The organism is Kordiimonas sp., from assembly GCF_965216265.1.
Taxonomy (GTDB): domain Bacteria; phylum Pseudomonadota; class Alphaproteobacteria; order Sphingomonadales; family Kordiimonadaceae; genus Kordiimonas.
This window is the reverse complement of sequence record NZ_OZ244153.1, coordinates 82337-99165: the sequence shown is the minus strand read 5'-3', so window position 1 is coordinate 99165 and position 16829 is coordinate 82337. Positions and strand designations below refer to the sequence as shown.

The following is a 16829-nucleotide window of genomic DNA, read 5'->3' as shown; positions in this document are numbered from 1 at the left end:
AGCAAGGCATAAAGCCAGCCCACGAGAGCGTTCCGTCAAAGCCAGACCCGCCGCGCGCATGCGGCCGGTCGGTAAACTCGCAGGGTTAAAATAGTGAAGTCGGGCAAGCATTACAATCTAAATTGTTGTTCTACTGCAATGATGTTGCTGATTTGCCGTAATAAAGTGGCAAAAGAGCCCGATTGTCGCCACGCAGATTTGTTTCTCTTGAGAGATTAAGGCGTTGTTCATAGTATGGGCGGCAAAATCAGGGTGAAGGAAGTGTTCGTGGGGATTTTTTGTGCTGCGTCTGTTTAATTTGATTTTGCTCATTGTCGGCACATTCATGTGTGCCGCAGCGCCTTCAGCGGCCAAGGATGTGCAGATAGACGGCCTTAGGTTTGGGGTCAATGGCGAGACGACACGGTTTGTCCTGGATATATCCAATGAGACAGAGCCAGGCATTTTCCTGCTGGCTGACCCTTACCGGGTTGTGATCGATCTTCCTGAAGCAAACTGGCATGCAAACAGCGCTGTTCAAACGACAGGACTGGTTGAAGGATACAGGCACGGCCTTTTTGCACCTGGTGTTTACCGTATTGTTCTGGACCTGAAAGAAGCCGCGACGGTTAAAACCGCTTTCAGCCTGCCGCCGCGCGGCCAGTATGGGCACCGTTTTGTTCTCGATTTGGAACCTGCGACGCGCAGCAATTTCCTCGCGGCTGTGCAAAGCAGTAAAAATGAACGCCCTGTTGTCACGAGCGCATCGGTGCCGGATGTGACAGCACCCCGCAAACGCATTGCAGGTAAACGAATTGTGGTTATTGATCCCGGGCATGGCGGCCCGGACCCCGGTAACTTGGGAGCTATAGGTGTTTACGAGAAAGTGGTTGTGCTGGAGATTGCGCGCGCTATCCGTGATGAACTTAATAGAACAGGACGTTATGAAGTTCACATGACAAGGGACCGGGATATATTTCATCCGGTGCGCGAACGGTTCAGGATCGCACGGCGGCACCGAGCTGACTTATTTATCAGTGTGCACGCTGACTCTATAGCTAACTCAAAGGTGAGCGGAGCGAGCGTTTATAACCTTTCGGAAACTGCCTCAGATAAAGAAGCAGGTAGACTCGCTGCTCGCGAGAACAAGTCTGATGTGATCGCGGGGGTAAACCTTGATGAGGCGGACGATGATGTTTCAAGTATTCTGATCGACCTGGCGCAGCGAGAGACGATGAATTTCTCAGCGCAGTATGCCAATATTCTTGTGCAGGAGTTAGCGCGCGACGTGCCCATGCTGGGGCGTAGCCACCGGTTTGCCAATCTTGGCGTACTTAAGGCGCCCGACGTTCCGTCCATCCTTCTTGAGGCTGGTTATCTGACAAACAAGACAAATGCACGTTTTATTAACAGTGACAGCGGGCGCAAGAAGATTGCTCAGGCAGTGCGCAGGGCGACTGACAGATATTTTCAGCAGATGGTCGCGCTGGGGCGTTGAGGTTATAACAATCCCTAAAAATTTGAGGCGATAATTGCACGCGCTACAGCAAAGTGCCATAAGGCGGCATCTGGTGCCATAAGGGCGACACAATCTGGTGCAAAACCTGTATATTGGTGTCAGTTTCTAGATAAGACCCATACGAGGCCATGACAGACTTAGAACAAAAGAAAACCGATGAGACGCCGGTGAAAACCAAGCGCCCGCTTTGGCGGCGGTTGCTTAAGTTTGGTTTGATCTCTGGCGTTTTGGGCGTTGTTGTGGCTGGTGGTGCGGTGTTGTGGGCGATCATCTACTATGGCCGTGACCTGCCTGATTATCGTCAGCTCGCAAACTATGAACCGTCGATTGTTACGCGCATACACGCGGGCGACGGTAGTTTGCTGACAGAGTTTGCACGCCAGCAGCGGCTTTTTGTGCCCATCAATGTGGTGCCGGAAGGCCTGATTGAGGCGTTTCTTGCAGCCGAAGACAAAAACTTCTATGAGCATGACGGTTTGGATTACCTAGGCATGGTCCGAGGCAACCTGAGAAACGTGCTCAATGTGCTTAGGGACCGACCCTTGCAAGGCGGCTCAACTATTACACAGCAGGTGGCTCGTACATTTCTGCTGACGCTCGATCAGAGACTTGACCGCAAGATCAAGGAAATGATCCTGACGCTGCGGATCGAACGAGCATTCTCCAAGGACCGCATTCTTGAGCTGTATCTGAACGAAATCTATTTTGGCAACCGTTCGTATGGGGTTGCGGCTGCGGCACTGAACTATTTCAACAAGGCGCTCAATGAGCTGACGGTTGCTGAAATGGCGTATCTGGCCGCGCTACCAAAAGCACCAAACAACTATCACCCTGTTAGAAATAAGGAACGCGCGGTTGGCCGCCGGGACTGGGTCCTGTCTCGAATGTATGAACTTGGTCATATCGATGAGGCCACATACCGGGTGGCAGTTGCGGAAGACCTGGTGATGCACGAACGCGAAGGGCACGCACGCTTTGAAGCCGAGCATTTTGCGGAAGAAGTACGTCGCAGGGTAGGCCGTATGTATGGCGACCGTGTACTGTATGAAGGTGGGCTTTCTGTTCGCACTTCCCTGGAGCCAAGGTTGCAGGCAATTGCGGAACGCACCTTGCGCGAAGGTTTGGTGGCGTACGATCGCCGCCACGGTTGGCGCGGACCGGTCGGTCGCACTGTAATGGATAGCGAGTGGGCCGAACGTTTGCGCGCCTTCAAGAAGCCACTAGGCTTTGCAAGCTGGTCGCTTGCAGCGGTACATGAGGTTCGCGAAGACGGTGCCATTATCGGACTAAAAGACGGCAGTTTTGGTTTTGTGCCGTTTGACGAAATCACTTGGGCGCGAGCATGGCGTCAGGGTGAGCGTTTGGGCCCCAGTGTTAAGGATACCGCCCAGGTGCTTTCTGTTGGCGATGTTATTGCTATTGAAGCACTGAACGCAGACCAGACAACGACGATCTCCACATTCTGGAATGCCAAGGGCGACTCTATTGGCACTGTCCAGAATTATGCCTTGCGACAAGTACCGGAGATTGACGGTGCCTTGGTTGCGATGGACCCGCATACAGGCAGGGTACTCGCCATGGTCGGCGGATTTGATTATGCCGCAAGCCAGTATAACCGCGCGGTTCAAGCAGAGCGGCAGCCCGGGTCCGCCTTCAAGCCATTCGTGTATGCGGCGGCGCTTGATAATGGCTTTACACCGGCCAGCCTTGTCCTGGATGCACCATTTGTCATTGACCAGGGTGACGGCCTTGGAAAATGGAAACCGAAGAACAGTTCCAATAAGTTTTATGGTCCCAGCACGTTGCGTTTGGGTATTGAAAAATCCCGCAACCTGATGACCGTGCGCCTCGCACAGCATCTGGGCATGGGCACGGTAATGGATTATGCAGGCAAGTTTGGTCTTGCTGAGAATATGGAGCCATCACTTGCCGCATCGCTGGGTGCCGGTGAGGTCACGTTGCTGCAACTGACGGCCGCTTACGGCATGCTCGTTAATGGCGGTAAAGAGGTGTCACCTTCCCTGATTGACCGAATTCAGGACCGTCGTGGTGATACTGTCTATCGTCACGATGATCGTATATGCATGCCTTGCGACCTAACGTGGGACAGAAACCAGCGTGAACCCCAGTTGCCGGATAACCGTAAGCAGGTGTTGGACCCACAGACCTCTTATCAGATGGTATCCATGCTGCAGGGTGTTGTTGAGAACGGCACTGGCCAGAAAATCAAGTGGCTCAGAAAACCCCTTGCAGGTAAAACCGGAACGACCAACGATAGCCTTGATGCCTGGTTCATTGGCTTTTCCGCCGATCTTGCTGTTGGTGTTTTCACGGGGTTTGACCGCCCGCGCTCACTCGGCGACGGGGAGGAGGGCTCGTCCGTTGCTGTACCTATATTCCGGGACTTTATGGCTGACGCGCTTAAAAACGAACCTGGGGTACCTTTTCGTATGCCGTCAGGCATTCGACTGGTGCGCGTGAACGCCGAAACAGGCCAGCCAGCAACGATTGGGGACGCGAACATCGTGCTTGAAGCTTTCAAGCCGGGTACTGAACCTCGGGCAGGGCAATACGCAGTGCTTGACGGTTCGCTTGAAGACGCTAAAACAAAAAGCACAATTCGAAAAGGCACCGGCGGGATTTATTGACCGCCCCGAACGTTCGTTTCGGGCCACTCTGGATAGAAGGATTTTGTTTATGCGTGCGGAAGCTCAGGCAACCGTAGACCAACTCCAGCAGTCAATGGCGCTGCTGAGGAGGCATCTTTGACTGGGATAGAGCTTTATTGAGGCTTGAGGAGCTTAATGCCCTCGCTGAAGATCCTGACCTTTGGAACGACCCACAAAACGCACAGAAGCTGATGCGCGAGCGCACCAAGCTTGATGACGCTATCACGGCTGTGCGTGAAATCGGCGATGACCTTGAGGCCACGATTGAGATTATCGAGCTTTCAGAGATGGAAGACGATGAAGATATGATCAAAGAGGCCGAGATCCAGCTCAAGCAATTGGCGGAACAGGCGAAAACGGCCGAGCTGAAAGCGCTGTTGTCAGGCGAGGCCGACGGCAATGATACCTACGTGGAAATTCATTCGGGCGCAGGCGGGACAGAGAGCCAGGACTGGGCTTCGATGTTGTTCCGTATGTATATGCGCTGGGGCGAGAAGCGGGGCTTCAAGGTTGAGACGGTACAGTATATGGCGGGAGAAGAAGCAGGCATTAAGTCAGCGACGCTGCAGATCAGAGGCGAGGATGCCTACGGTTGGCTCAAGACCGAATCTGGCGTTCACCGTCTTGTTCGTATCTCGCCCTATGACAGCAACGCCCGTCGACACACCAGTTTTGCATCGGTTTGGGTGTATCCAGTGATTGACGATTCGATTGAGATCGATATCAACGAAGGCGACCTCAAGGTCGATACATACCGGGCATCCGGTGCGGGTGGTCAGCACGTGAATACGACCGACTCCGCGGTCAGGATTACCCACCAACCATCAGGTATTGTTGTTCAGTGCCAGGCGGAACGCTCACAACATAAAAATCGCGCTGCTGCCATGAGCATGTTGAAAGCACGGCTTTACGAGGCTGAATTGCGGCGGCGTGAAGAAGAAGCCAATGCGGTAAACGCCCAAAAGACAGAGATTGGTTGGGGACACCAGATTCGCTCATATGTAATGCAGCCTTACCAGATGGTGAAGGATTTGCGTACGGGCGAAGAATCTGGCCAGCCAGATAAGGTACTTGATGGTGATCTCGATCCATTCATGGCGGCTGCACTGGCAGCTCGTGTACATGGTGAGAACTCGAGCGTAGAAGATATAGATTAATGTGCGGCCACCGTGCCTGCTTAGCCACTTGGGGATGAAACGTGAGCAAAGAAACAGATAACGAAAAAGAAAAAGGCAAATCGGGCAGTGAGCAGATCAACAAGATTCTGTTTGATGCCCGAAAGATATTTATTGTAGGCGAAATTGATCAGGATATCGCCCGCGATACATGCGCGCGTCTGATGGCGATGGATCATGTATCAAATGACCCAATCACGATTGTGATCTCGTCGCCAGGCGGGCATGTGGAATCTGGTGATATGATCCATGACATGATTAAGTTTGTTAAGTCACCGGTTAAAGTGCTTGGGACTGGCTGGGTTGCAAGCGCAGGTGCACTTATTTATGTGGCAGCTGATAAGGAAAACCGGTTTGCGACGCCAAATACGCGCTTCCTATTGCACCAACCATCCGGTGGTGTGCGCGGTGATGCTACCAACATCGATATTCAGGCTGTGCAGATCGTTAAAATGCGGTCTCGTCTCAACAAGATTTTTGCCGACGCTACAGGGCAGAAGTTTGAGAAAATCGAGACAGATGTAGACCGGGATTTCTGGCTTGGCTGTGAAGATGCGGTATCCTATGGGATCGTTGGCAAAATCGTATCGAGCCAGGACGAAGTCGCCTAACCAACATTGTGTGGTACTAAAGCAAAAAAGGGGACGCGTCAGCGTCCCCTTTTTCTTTCAATTGTGGTCATCGCTTATTCGGCAGCGGATGTCTTTGCGACAAAGGATGGTGTCTCATCGGGTGCGGACTTTGCCTTTTCCTTTGGGCTGGATGTGTGGGCAAAACGGCCGGTAAGCTTCGCACCTGATTCAACCGACAGGCTCTCATGATAAACGTCGCCATCTACCACGGCGCTCTTCTCAAGCCGAACAGAGCGAGCACGAATTTCACCGTTCACTGAACCACGGATCGTGACATTGTCGGCCGAAATGGTGCCTTTAACAGCGCCGCTTTCGCCCATCACGAGGCCGCCACAGGTCAGGTCACCCGTAATGCTGCCATCAAGCTGCAATTCACCTACCGTGCGGATATTGCCTTCAATTTCAACATCTGAACCGATGATGGATGGAGTCGGCGCCGAACCAGGGCGGGGCACCGGGTTGTTATTGCTGGCTGGTTTTTTCATGTCTTCCTTGGATTTCGAGAACATCGTTTGCTGCTTTCATATAAGGCATTGGGTCGCGGACTTTTCCATCGAACCACACCTCGTAATGAAGGTGTGTTCCAGTAACACGGCCTGTCTTGCCCATGTCGCCTAAACGTTGACCCAATGTTACCTCGTCTCCCTTTGCGACCCGTATCTTGCGCAGATGGCCATAGCGGGTCTTGAAACCGTTACCATGGTCAACCTCCACCATATTTCCGTATGGGCCATACCATCCCGCATGCACCACCTTACCGCGGGCGGTTGTATAAATCGCAGTGCCGGGCCAGCCGGCGAGGTCAAGCCCTGGATGATTTGCCCAAGTTTTCTTCAATGGGTCCTTGCGACGGCCAAATTTACTGGAAAGATAATATTTCTCAGCTGGTTTGCCGACGGGGAAACTATCGAGAACCATTGTGACCATCTCAAGGCGCTGACGCCCTGTGAACAATTCTGCGTAAATATTTCCGTCTTCCGCGTTAAAAATAGGCTCAAAAGTGACATCCGCCACAAACGGACCGCCTTGGGCGTCTACGTTTGTAGTGAGCTTATCAATAAGGTCTGTGCTCCCAAGCTTGGTAGGCGCCAACACACTATCAATAGCAGCGAGTTCTTTAAAGGCATTGTCGCGCATTGAAGTGGCGAGGCTGCGCTGGCGCATTTCCATGTCTTGCAGGCGATATAGTAAGTTTTTCCGCCGGTCGATATTCGAGTGAACAGCGGCTTGAGCTGTACCTGTACCAAAAATACGCTCGATAAACGTAGAATCCTGCGCTGCAGGATTCAGATTTTCGGACGTATTTGGGCCAGCTTCAGCCGATGATGCGTCGTCGCCCTCTTGGTCAATGGTGGCTGCTTCGGGCAGGGCCTCTGCCGGTGTGCCTACCATTTCTTCAAGGAACTTCTGGCGTGTCTCAAGTTGAAGTGCACGGCGTTCAACTTCCACCTCAAGGGCAGAAAAGTCACTTGAGAGTGCCTGATATTGTGCGCTCATGGTCGAGATTGTGCGGTTTTTTTCCTGCAATGTCAGATCACTGCTCAGGTACGCGTATGAGGTAACGCCGCCCCAAATCAGCGAAATTGATAGTGCAGATGCTATTGACATCTGCGTGTAGCTACCAATGGTAAGGAACCTTACGCGGCCTTCACTTCGCAAGAACAACTGGCGCTCAGGGAAATACCTAGCCCGGAACGCATGAAATTTATCTAATAATGTCAACTCGTTAGCCACGTACTGCCCACGCCTCGTCGTTTCCGTACCCTGATACTCAAGGGTCGCCCCTGACCCAACACTATGATTATTATTGTACTATTCGGTTAATTTTGTCTGCATTCCACCCATTTTAGGGCCTTTGGTCAAGCTTCTTATTCTGCTTCCAGCAACTCTGCAAGGGGTTCATAGAAGCTTGGCGGCATACCGGCACGGCTGCGAGCAGGTTTATTGAACGGCCTTTTAAGGTGTCCGTTAAAGTATTCCTGCACCAACTCCTTGAACCATGCGTCAGCGTCTAGCTCGCCTTTTTTTGCCATATATTTAAACCAGCGAGTACCAGCCGCTACATGAGCGACTTCTTCCTCGTAAATTGTTTGAAGGACTTCTGCTGATGTCGGATCACCGTTTCGCTTGAACTGCTCAACCATTTTTGGCGTGACGTCAAGTCCTCGTGCCTCGAGTACCATGGGAACGATAGCCAGGCGTGCCGGAAGGCTGTCTTTGGTGTCTTCCGCTGACTGCCATAAGCCGTCATGCGCGGGTAGGTCGCCGTAAAAGCTATCATGCGCCTTCAGGCGAGCGCTAAGGAGTGCGAAGTGTCTGGCTTCGTCGTCTCCAACTTGAATCCAGTCATCGGTGAACGTGCGCGGCATAAACTCGCCAAAACGCGCCACAATGTCGAAAGCGAGATCGATAGCATTCAGCTCGATATGAGCCACAGCATGTAAAAGCGCTCGCTTATTGCTCTCGCTACCGCCTTTGCGCCGTTTCGGCATGTCACCAGGGGCCAACAGTTGAGGCTGTGCGGGGCGTGCCGGTCTGGAAGGCGGCCTGACGTTATAGTCGTCTTTCAGCTTACCAGCGCGCCAGGCTGCTGCGACCGCACGCGCGGTCTCAGCCTTCGTACGCGCGCGCTCGGTCTTGAGCACAGCGACGGCTGCCTCGCCAATTGTCTTCCAATCATTGCTCATGAAGTCAAAGCGCTTTCACAGCGTCGAGAACAGCTTGCGCATGGCCTTTTACACGAACTTTGCGCCAAACTTCCCGTACAATGCCTTTATCGTCGATCAGGAACGTGGCGCGCTCAATGCCCATATAGGTGCGGCCATACATGTTCTTCTCAACCCAGACGCCGTAGGCTTCGGTGACGTCGCCATCAACATCAGCCGCGAGTTTTACCTTGAGGTCATGCTTGGCGATAAACTTGTCATGTTTCGTTGCTGTGTCGCGTGACATGCCAACAACCAGGGCACCCGCAGCGGCGAAATCGTCGGCCATTGCCGTGAAGTCTTTCGCCTCCGTCGTACATCCCGGCGTATCATCTTTTGGGTAGAAATAGAGAACAACGTGCTTTCCGCGCAAAGCAGAAAGCGTGATGGTTTCACCATTGTCGCCGGGTAGTGCAAAATCTGGTGCTGGGGCGCCAACTTGGACGGTCATGCGTTCCTCCTTGATTATTCAGTATTCTTGGTCGCTTCGATTGCGGGTTTCTCTATCATATCTTGGAACAAGCTGTATACGGCGCTCTGGTGCAATAGCAGCTCGTCCTTCAAAGCATCGAACGTCTCGGACTGTGTGAGCCGACAGAGAACCTCGCGAATACCTATTGAAATCTGGGTGTCAATGACCTGTGAGCTGCCCAAGCAAAGCCTCAACAAGGACTGTACATTCTGCTCAAATATATGAGCCTTGTGCAGTAGGTTGGCCCCACTTGCGGTGAGTGCCCCGATACCTTGAAGGCGATCAATAGCTGTACCTAAGTCAGGACTAAAGATATCCGGGTTTTTATGGCCTTCACGCAACATGAGGTACTGAGTGATAAACTCCATATCAATCAGGCCACCCCGAACGTTTTTGATTGCCCACATATTCTCCGTGCCAAACTGGCTGTTGAGCTTCAACCGCATGTCATGGACGTGAAGTAGCAGTTGGGCTGCGTCCCTTGGTGCCGTGAGGACCTGTGTGATCGTTTGCTCCAGTGGCGCCTTGATGGCCTCTGGTGCGATGAGAATACGGGCGCGAGTTAATGCCATATGTTCCCACGTCCAGGCGGATTGAATGTAATAGTCTGAGAATGTCTTGAGCGTGACAACCAGCGGCCCCTGTTGTCCCGAAGGACGTAGCCTTGTGTCGACCTCAAAAAGGCGCCCTTCGGGTGTGAGAGCAGTGATAGCCGTAATGATATGCTGACCAAGGCGGGAAAAATACTGACTTGGAGAAAGCGGTTTTACCCCATCTGATTCCGCATTCATATCAGGCACGTGGTAGAGGAATACGATATCTAGGTCTGATGTGCTTGTGAGCTCGCGCCCACCATATTTCCCCATGGCAACAACAGCAATGCCGCCACCTTCAAAACGACCATGCTTCTCGGCAAACTCATCTTCAACTGCGGCAATCAACTGCCTGAGGGAAACGTCTGCAAGACGGGTCATGCCCTCGCCACTCTCCCTGACGTCAGCCAGGGCTTCCAGAAGCTGTATGCCTATTCTGAAGCGCCCGTCGGCGACGAATCTGCGCACGATATCCAAGACATCCTGATAGTCTTTTGCACTAGACAGCATCTGCCTGAGGTAGCTGGCCAGATCCTTTTCGGGCTCAAGCGGATCAAAAAAATCTGGCTCTAGTACCGAATCCCAAAGCTCGGGTTTTTTGGCTAGTGTCTCCGCCAGGGCAGGGGCCAATCCCATCATACGGGCCATCAACCCAAAGAGGGAGGGGTTTGACTGCATAAGAGAGAAAAGCTGCACGCCTGCGGGGAGTTGAGAGATAAACTTGTCAAACCTCGTCAGCGCGGAGATAGGTTGTTGTGTCTCTGAAAATGCCTTGAGGAGGTCGGGTAAAATCTGTTCCAAGAGGCCCTTGGCACGTTCGGTTCTCAACGCACGGTGCCGCCCACGTCGCCAGCCCTCTATCATCGCGGTTGCGGCCCCGGTATCGTCAAACCCAAGTTCCTTCAGCTGCTCAGGCAAGTTTGCTTCAGTGTATCCAGCGGGGGTTGTGGATGCTGTTTCCTCCGGCAATAAGGCATCATAGTGCGCGCTTACCTTTTCCGCGTGAGCCCGCAGTGCTTTCTCAAGCCTAGCAATGTCCGGGAAGCCCATAAAGATAGCTATTCGATGGATTGCATCTTCAATTTCAGGGATTGAGTGTGTCTGTGCGTCGTCAACCATTTGTATGCGGTGTTCGAGTGTGCGTAGAAAGCGGTAAGCTTCAAGGAGCTCTTTGTAGGTTCCAGCTTCAATAAGCTGCTCTGTTACCATGGTCTCGAGCGCATCCAAGGTGCCTCGCACACGCAAGCCGGGGTGCCTGCCTGCATATAATAGTTGGTTTACCTGAGCAAAAAACTCGATCTCCCGAATGCCACCATGCCCGAGTTTTACGTCATATCCCTCGAAACTGGTGTTGGTTTGGCCATAATGTCGGTTGATCTGATTCTTTATTGCCGCGATGTCCCGGAGTGCAACAAAGTCCATATTTTTGCGCCAAACCCAACGCGCCATGGTGTTGAGATAGTCTTCTCCTGCCTCCATATCGCCCGCGACGACACGCGCTTTAATCATTGCCGACCGCTCCCAGTTTACAGCCATGGAATGATAATAGCTCTCGGCGGCATCTATGGAGATCGCGACGGGCGTGGCGCCCGGATCTGGGCGGAGCCGGAGGTCGGTCCGAAAGACGTAGCCGTGCATGGTGCGCTGCTCCATAATCTGGACCAGATCCTGCGTTATTTTTATAAAACAATGGCTTAGGGATTTTGACCCTAGGTATTTTGCGCGGGCGGCATCATAAAGCACGATCAGGTCAATATCAGATGAATAATTCAGCTCGAACGCGCCAAGTTTGCCCATGCCCAGGACAAAATATCCGCTTTTTTTGCTGAGCCCGGGAGATACAGGTTCGGGCGCTCCCTTTGGCCAGGCGAGCTCTCCCGCTTTCATGCGCGGGTGCAACAGATGGGCCAGCGCCAGTTCAAGCGCTGCATCAGCAAATCGGCTTAGCGCGGAAGTCACTTGTTCCAAGCTCCACCAAGATGCGACATCTGCGGCGGCGGTCAGTAGGGCGACGGCCGCCTTTTGGATTCGCAAGAAAGCCATCAGGTCTGCGGTCGTTTCGCCATCAGGTCTCGCTTCAGCCATTTTTGCGAGCAGTGCATCAAACTGCTGGTCAGGCTCGCCCGAGAGAACATTGAGTGCAAGAGCCGGCTGGCGGCGCGCAATCGCTGAAAGGAACGGGCTGTTGCCAAACAGCGCGCAGGCGAGATTTTTGTCCGCTTTGGCAACATCAATTGTATTTTCGTCGCTTGAATGCGCAAATTCTTCAAGGGTTGCCCAAATTTCGTCGGCTTTCTGGCTATCATGCGCTGCTGGATATGTGGGTTTATTGGGCATAAGATGTTGATAGGTCCATAAATTACATTGCGAGATACAGGGAGTGTTCATACCTTGCCGTATCAAATCAAGTGTCTTTCAGTATTGTAGGCGAGGGCATTGAAGCGTTCAGTGGGAATAGTCGTTCGGTCAGGGATATGGGTCGCGACAGCAGGATTGCTGCTCGGAACCCTTCTTTTCGTGCGTCTATTGATTGCGCCAATTGATCTTGGTTTCGCGCGTGACGCCGTTATTAGCCAAACAAAAGAACTTTTACCTGGTTGGTTGGTTAGTTTTGAAGAAGCTGAGGTTGGCTGGGATTGGCGGCGTGTGCGGCCATGGGTTTCGCTACAGGATGTACGCTTCATTGACCGACGAAACCGGCTTACGGCATTTGTACCAGAGGCACGTGTTGCGCTTGCTTTCACAGATTTTTTTACCAACGTCAGCTTCTCAACCGTAGAGATCGATCGGGCTCAGGTATTGGTTTCCAACCTGGGCGGCTTTAGTGATGCTTCGGACGAGGGCACGCTTAACGCGCTCTATGGTGAGAGCGGTGTGCCTACCCCTGAAGTGTTTAAGCCTGTAAGTGAGGCGTTCAGCCGGTTTGGCGCTCGTCTTCTCAATAATGCACCTGCGCTTGATCAGGTATCCTTCACTAACGTGCTTGTGGGGCTGGTTCGGACCGAAGGGCTTGAGAACGCTGAATTTGCGGTACCGCGCCTGACCGTTACGCGCAGGTTGCAGACACTGGCGCTTGATGCTGTCATTGATGCCCGCCTGGCCGAAACACCAACACAAATCAGGCTACAGGGGACCGCGGAGCCATTTCTCGGTGATATGGAACTGTCGTTGAGCTTTAGTGAGTTTCGGCCGTCTTCGCTTTCAATACTCACAGACTTGCCGGAAGTTGTCAGTTACCTGAACGTGCCTGTCGCCCTTGACGTTGATGTTGAGCTTTCAGCCGCACGCGGGCTGGAGCTAGCACGCTTTTCCGCGACTCTGGACGAAGGGGAGCTCGTGCATCCGGTTTCCTTCCCGGGCGGCTCAACCATAAGGTACGGTTTGATCACGGGGAGATATGAGGCGGGTGAAAACACCCTCGTTTTCGACGGCATTGAAATCGCGACGTTGAGCCGCGTGATATCTGGCGAAGGCCTATTTTATTGGATTGCTGATGAACAAGCGCCAGCTGTACAGCTAACAGCAAGGGTGAAAGAGGTTACTATCCCTGAGGTGCTACAATATTGGCCGATAGCGGTGCACCCTGACGGAACACCGCGCGGCGCAAGGGCGTGGATAGATAGTCATATTATTAGTGGCCGTACGCATAACGTCAGTTTTGAAGTGGACTGGAACCCGACAACAGGTGGGGGGTTTGATGGTGGTAGCCCTTATAGGCTCACCTTTGGCTTCGATAATCTCGATACATATTATCTTTTATCAATGCCTCAAATTAAGCGTGCAGCTGGGCAGGGCGTTCTCACGCGTGATGTGTTTGACCTCGAGCTCACCGCAGGTTCAATTGAGGATATGCCGATTGCGGGCACTACGATCCATATGACGGACATTGATGTGCGCAACGGTGCCACAGGTATGTTTGACCTACGATTGAGCGGCGATGTTGCCACCATCATGGACGTTATCGATCACGAGCCGTTACGCGTTCCCCAGAAAATGGGGTTTGATGTGTCGCGGGTCAACGGTGATGCCCATGTTCGCGCGGTGATTTCACTGCCGCTTATCAAAGACCTGCCGGCAGATGACGTAACCTATGAGGTGAATGCCAGCATTATGAACACCACCGTTGCCGACCTGCTTGGCGGCGAGGGCCTAACGGAGGGCGACCTTACCCTGCTGGTTGACAAGGATAGTGTTGCTGCTGAGGGTGCAGGCCGCATGAACGGGATTCCTCTCGCCCTATACTGGCGGGAAGATCTCGTGGCAGGGAGAGATGACCCGGCAGCCACGACAACAGAGATCGTCCTATCCGGTGCGGTTGATGAAAATGATATCATGGCGCTTGGCGTTGACGTATCGCCCTATCTATCCGGCCGGGTTTTGGCGGAGGCGACGTTCATTGGTCGTAACTTCTCATTCAGTCGCGGCTATTTCTCCGCCGACACCACGGGTGCGATTTTGAAAGAACGTCATCTGTCCTGGCGAAAAGAAGCATCTTCGCCTGCCACGGTAACTGGCACCGTTATATTCGACGACGATCGGACAAGCCTGTCGCCCCTCATCGTAAACGGCGAGAATATGGATGTACGGGCCGACATATGGTGGGGCGCGGAAGGAACCGGGCAGTTTACTGCCGATGTGGATGTCACGCAGTTGGGTGAGAACAGTTTCAGAGCCTCTATTACGGAAGGTGAAGATGGCTCCACAACGATTGATATAGCCGGGAAACAGTTCGACCTGGGGCCGATATTGGATGCGGAACAGGAGGGTAAGGCACAGGGAATAGAAGGTGACATTGAACGCCTTAACTTGGCGCTTTCCGTAGACACACTGCTGTTGATGAATGGCGAGAAGCAGGATGCGGTGACATTGAACGGCAGCTTCCTTGGGGGTGCGCCCGAGAGGCTTGAGATCAATGCCTTAGTACACGGTACGTCAAAAGCACTATCGCTCAATATCACGCCGAGTGAAAATCAGGCGCTGCGAGACCTGCGGGTGACAACACCAGATGCCGGGCATTTCCTGCGCGGACTTGGCCTTTTCTCGCATCTGCGCGACGGCGAACTGGAGCTCAGTGGCAAGACATCTGGCTGGGGGAATGACCTTCACATTCAGGGAACCATTAATATTCGCGATTCCTATATGGTTTCCAAAAACAAGCTCAGCGATCAAGTCAGCGAGGGTGTCATCGAAGGGTTGAACGAATATTTGAAGGATGATGCTGTTGAGCTTGGCACTATCGAGATGCCATTCGATTATTCACAGGGTGTGCTGGATATCAGCAAAATGAAAGCGAACGGGCCTTCGTTGGGCATGACCATGGAGGGCCAGATATCCGCACGCGCCGAGAAGATCAACGTCAATGGTGTATTTGTGCCAGCATATGGGCTGAATGCGCTTCTAGGGAAGATACCGCTTCTTGGCGCCATCCTTACGGGTGGTGAGGGTAAAGGCATCTTTGGTGTGGCTTACCGTGTTAAAGGACCTACCGCCAACCCTGAGTTTTCCGTTAATCCACTTTCCGGCCTTGCACCTGGCTTTTTGCGCCTGCTGTTTGAGGGTCGTAAAGGTAAAGTTGACGATGTAGAGGGGCCTGACGTGCCGAAGGTTGAAGAGCCAGCCGGCGAGGGTGTTGAGCCCAAAATAGAAAACCCCGAGCCTCAGCCCGGGGTTCTTGAATAGTTTAACCTGAGTGAAACGCCTTATTCGGTCTTTACGAGTGCGTGGCGCTTCTTCCCTGCTGAAAGCTTGATCTGTCCGTCCTGCAGCGCGCTTTTGGTGACCATGGCGGTTTCATCATCCACTTTCACATCATTAAGCTTTGCACCACCCTGTTTGATCAACCGGCGTACTTCGCCTTTTGAGCCGCCGAGGCCGGCCTCAATAAAGAGGTCAACGACATTGATACCTTCTGTAAGAGCCCCGACAGGCAGGCTTACAGTTGGCAGGTCGGCACCAGCACCACCTTTTTCAAATGTTTCCTTGGCGGTCGCTTCGGCAGCGTTGGCCGCTGCTTCACCGCGCACCAACTCAGTCGCAGCATTAGCAAGGATAACCTTGGCGTCGTTGATTTCTGCACCTTCAAGCGCTTCGAGGCGCCGTACTTCATCGAGCGGCATTTCAGTGAACAGGCGCAGAAATTTACCTACGTCTGCATCCTGTGTATTGCGCCAGAATTGCCAATAGTCATAGGAGGGCAGGTGGTCTTCATTGAGCCATACGGCGCCTGATGCAGTCTTGCCCATTTTTTTACCGTCAGCCGTGGTGATCAACGGCGTGGTGAGGCCAAAAAGATGCTGGCTGGACGCGCGGCGCGCAAGCTCGATCCCGTTTATGATGTTGCCCCACTGGTCGGAGCCGCCCATCTGCAACGCACAGCCGTAACGTTTCCCAAGCTCCATGAAATCGTACGCCTGCAAGATCATGTAGTTAAACTCAAGGAAGGTGAGCGGTTGCTCTCGATCAAGTCGTAGCTTCACGCTATCAAATGTCAGCATACGATTGATGGTGAAATGGGTGCCGATATCGCGCAAGAACGGGATGTATTGGAGCGTATCCAGCCACTCTCCATTATTGACCATAACTGCGTCTGTCTTGCTGTCACCGAAGGTCAGAAGGCGGTCAAACACTGTACGGATACCAGCCATGTTGTCCGCAATGATCTCGTCCGTCATTAACTGACGGCTCTCATCGCGGCCAGACGGGTCACCGATCTTGCTGGTGCCGCCGCCCATCAGCACAATTGGCTGATGCCCGGTTTTCTGGAGCCAACGTAGCATCATGATCTGTACAAGGCTGCCCACATGCAGCGAGCGGGCGGTGCAATCAAAGCCGATATAGGCAGAAATCGGACCTTCTGACATCTTGGCGTCAAGTGCCTCCAGGTCGGTCGCCTGGTGGATAAAGTCGCGTTCGGTCAGTATTTGAAGGAATTCCGATTTCAAGCTGGTCATTGATCCCGCCTACTTAAAAGCCAGCCGCTAAATATTGCGGTGTTGTTACAAAAATCATTTAAGAGCGGGCTGATGTAGCATAGGGTGAGCCAAAGGCAAAGCCTATAGCTTCTGATGAGCGAGGGAAACGGGTGT

At 52.9% G+C, this 16829-nt stretch carries 11 protein-coding genes and 1 pseudogene; 5 read left to right on the top strand and 7 right to left on the bottom strand.

Features of this window, described 5'->3' with window-relative positions; all coding sequences use genetic code 11:
- The first annotated feature begins 280 nt into the window (after nucleotides 1-280).
- From ACOOGA_RS00485 to ACOOGA_RS00470, 4 genes are all read left to right on the top strand, one after another.
- Entirely contained in the window at nucleotides 281-1477 is a 1197-nt protein-coding gene (locus ACOOGA_RS00485; protein WP_417460829.1) for an N-acetylmuramoyl-L-alanine amidase, read from the top strand.
- Between the two features lie 149 nt (nucleotides 1478-1626).
- On the top strand, nucleotides 1627-4146 hold the full coding sequence (locus tag ACOOGA_RS00480; protein WP_417460828.1) for a penicillin-binding protein 1A: 2520 nt from the start codon (nucleotides 1627-1629) through the stop codon (nucleotides 4144-4146).
- A gap of 49 nt (nucleotides 4147-4195) precedes the next feature.
- Nucleotides 4196-5324, top strand: a protein-coding gene (gene prfB, locus ACOOGA_RS00475; protein WP_417460827.1) for a peptide chain release factor 2 whose coding sequence is annotated in 2 segments (ribosomal slippage) — nucleotides 4196-4264 and nucleotides 4266-5324 — 1128 coding nt in all. Because the reading frame shifts where the segments join, the coding sequence is not laid out codon by codon here.
- 41 nt (nucleotides 5325-5365) lie between these two features.
- On the top strand, nucleotides 5366-5953 hold the full coding sequence (locus ACOOGA_RS00470; protein ID WP_417460826.1) for an ATP-dependent Clp protease proteolytic subunit: 588 nt from the start codon (nucleotides 5366-5368) through the stop codon (nucleotides 5951-5953).
- Between the two features lie 74 nt (nucleotides 5954-6027).
- Here the strand turns inward: ACOOGA_RS00470 and ACOOGA_RS00465 are convergent, their stop codons facing one another.
- The 6 genes and pseudogenes from ACOOGA_RS00465 to ACOOGA_RS00440 form a co-directional block, all read right to left on the bottom strand.
- Nucleotides 6028-6459 (bottom strand): bactofilin family protein, encoded by a 432-nt coding sequence (locus ACOOGA_RS00465; protein WP_417460825.1) that lies wholly within the window; start codon nucleotides 6457-6459, stop codon nucleotides 6028-6030.
- Complete coding sequence (locus ACOOGA_RS00460; protein WP_420430705.1) at nucleotides 6437-7582, bottom strand: M23 family metallopeptidase; 1146 nt, start codon at nucleotides 7580-7582, stop codon at nucleotides 6437-6439. Before ACOOGA_RS00460 ends, ACOOGA_RS00465 begins: the two co-directional genes overlap by 23 nt.
- Nucleotides 7583-7588: 6 nt before the next feature.
- Nucleotides 7589-7708 (bottom strand): annotated as a pseudogene (locus tag ACOOGA_RS00455) (hypothetical protein); the annotation flags it as partial.
- 134 nt (nucleotides 7709-7842) lie between these two features.
- Nucleotides 7843-8661 carry a ferritin-like domain-containing protein gene (locus ACOOGA_RS00450; RefSeq protein WP_417460823.1) on the bottom strand — a complete coding sequence of 273 codons (819 nt, stop codon included), beginning with the start codon at nucleotides 8659-8661 and terminating at the stop codon, nucleotides 7843-7845.
- A gap of 4 nt (nucleotides 8662-8665) precedes the next feature.
- Nucleotides 8666-9130: a thioredoxin-dependent thiol peroxidase gene (gene bcp, locus ACOOGA_RS00445; RefSeq protein ID WP_417460822.1), complete on the bottom strand. Its 465-nt coding sequence runs from the start codon at nucleotides 9128-9130 to the stop codon at nucleotides 8666-8668.
- A gap of 14 nt (nucleotides 9131-9144) precedes the next feature.
- The gene (locus tag ACOOGA_RS00440; protein ID WP_417460821.1) at nucleotides 9145-12081 is read right to left on the bottom strand and encodes a bifunctional [glutamine synthetase] adenylyltransferase/[glutamine synthetase]-adenylyl-L-tyrosine phosphorylase; all 2937 of its coding nucleotides are present in this window, start codon (nucleotides 12079-12081) and stop codon (nucleotides 9145-9147) included.
- Between the two features lie 180 nt (nucleotides 12082-12261).
- Here ACOOGA_RS00440 and ACOOGA_RS00435 point away from each other — a divergent pair, with 180 nt between their 5' ends.
- Entirely contained in the window at nucleotides 12262-15423 is a 3162-nt protein-coding gene (locus tag ACOOGA_RS00435; protein ID WP_420429285.1) for an AsmA-like C-terminal domain-containing protein, read from the top strand.
- Between the two features lie 20 nt (nucleotides 15424-15443).
- Here ACOOGA_RS00435 and tyrS read toward each other — a convergent pair whose 3' ends face one another.
- The gene (gene tyrS / locus ACOOGA_RS00430; RefSeq protein ID WP_417460819.1) at nucleotides 15444-16694 is read right to left on the bottom strand and encodes a tyrosine--tRNA ligase; all 1251 of its coding nucleotides are present in this window, start codon (nucleotides 16692-16694) and stop codon (nucleotides 15444-15446) included.
- Between the last annotated feature and the right edge of the window lie 135 nt (nucleotides 16695-16829).

What these genes read in the sequence shown, in the direction of transcription:
- ACOOGA_RS00440 (WP_417460821.1), bottom strand. Translation starts at nt 12,081, where the DNA reads ATGCCCAATAAACCCACATATCCAGCAGCGCATGATAGCCAGAAAGCC.
- bcp (WP_417460822.1), bottom strand. Translation starts at nt 9,130, where the DNA reads ATGACCGTCCAAGTTGGCGCCCCAGCACCAGATTTTGCACTACCCGGC.
- ACOOGA_RS00480 (WP_417460828.1), top strand. Translation starts at nt 1,627, where the DNA reads ATGACAGACTTAGAACAAAAGAAAACCGATGAGACGCCGGTGAAAACC.
- ACOOGA_RS00450 (WP_417460823.1), bottom strand. Translation starts at nt 8,661, where the DNA reads ATGAGCAATGATTGGAAGACAATTGGCGAGGCAGCCGTCGCTGTGCTC.
- tyrS (WP_417460819.1), bottom strand. Translation starts at nt 16,694, where the DNA reads ATGACCAGCTTGAAATCGGAATTCCTTCAAATACTGACCGAACGCGAC.
- ACOOGA_RS00460 (WP_420430705.1), bottom strand. Translation starts at nt 7,582, where the DNA reads ATGTCAATAGCATCTGCACTATCAATTTCGCTGATTTGGGGCGGCGTT.
- ACOOGA_RS00465 (WP_417460825.1), bottom strand. Translation starts at nt 6,459, where the DNA reads ATGAAAAAACCAGCCAGCAATAACAACCCGGTGCCCCGCCCTGGTTCG.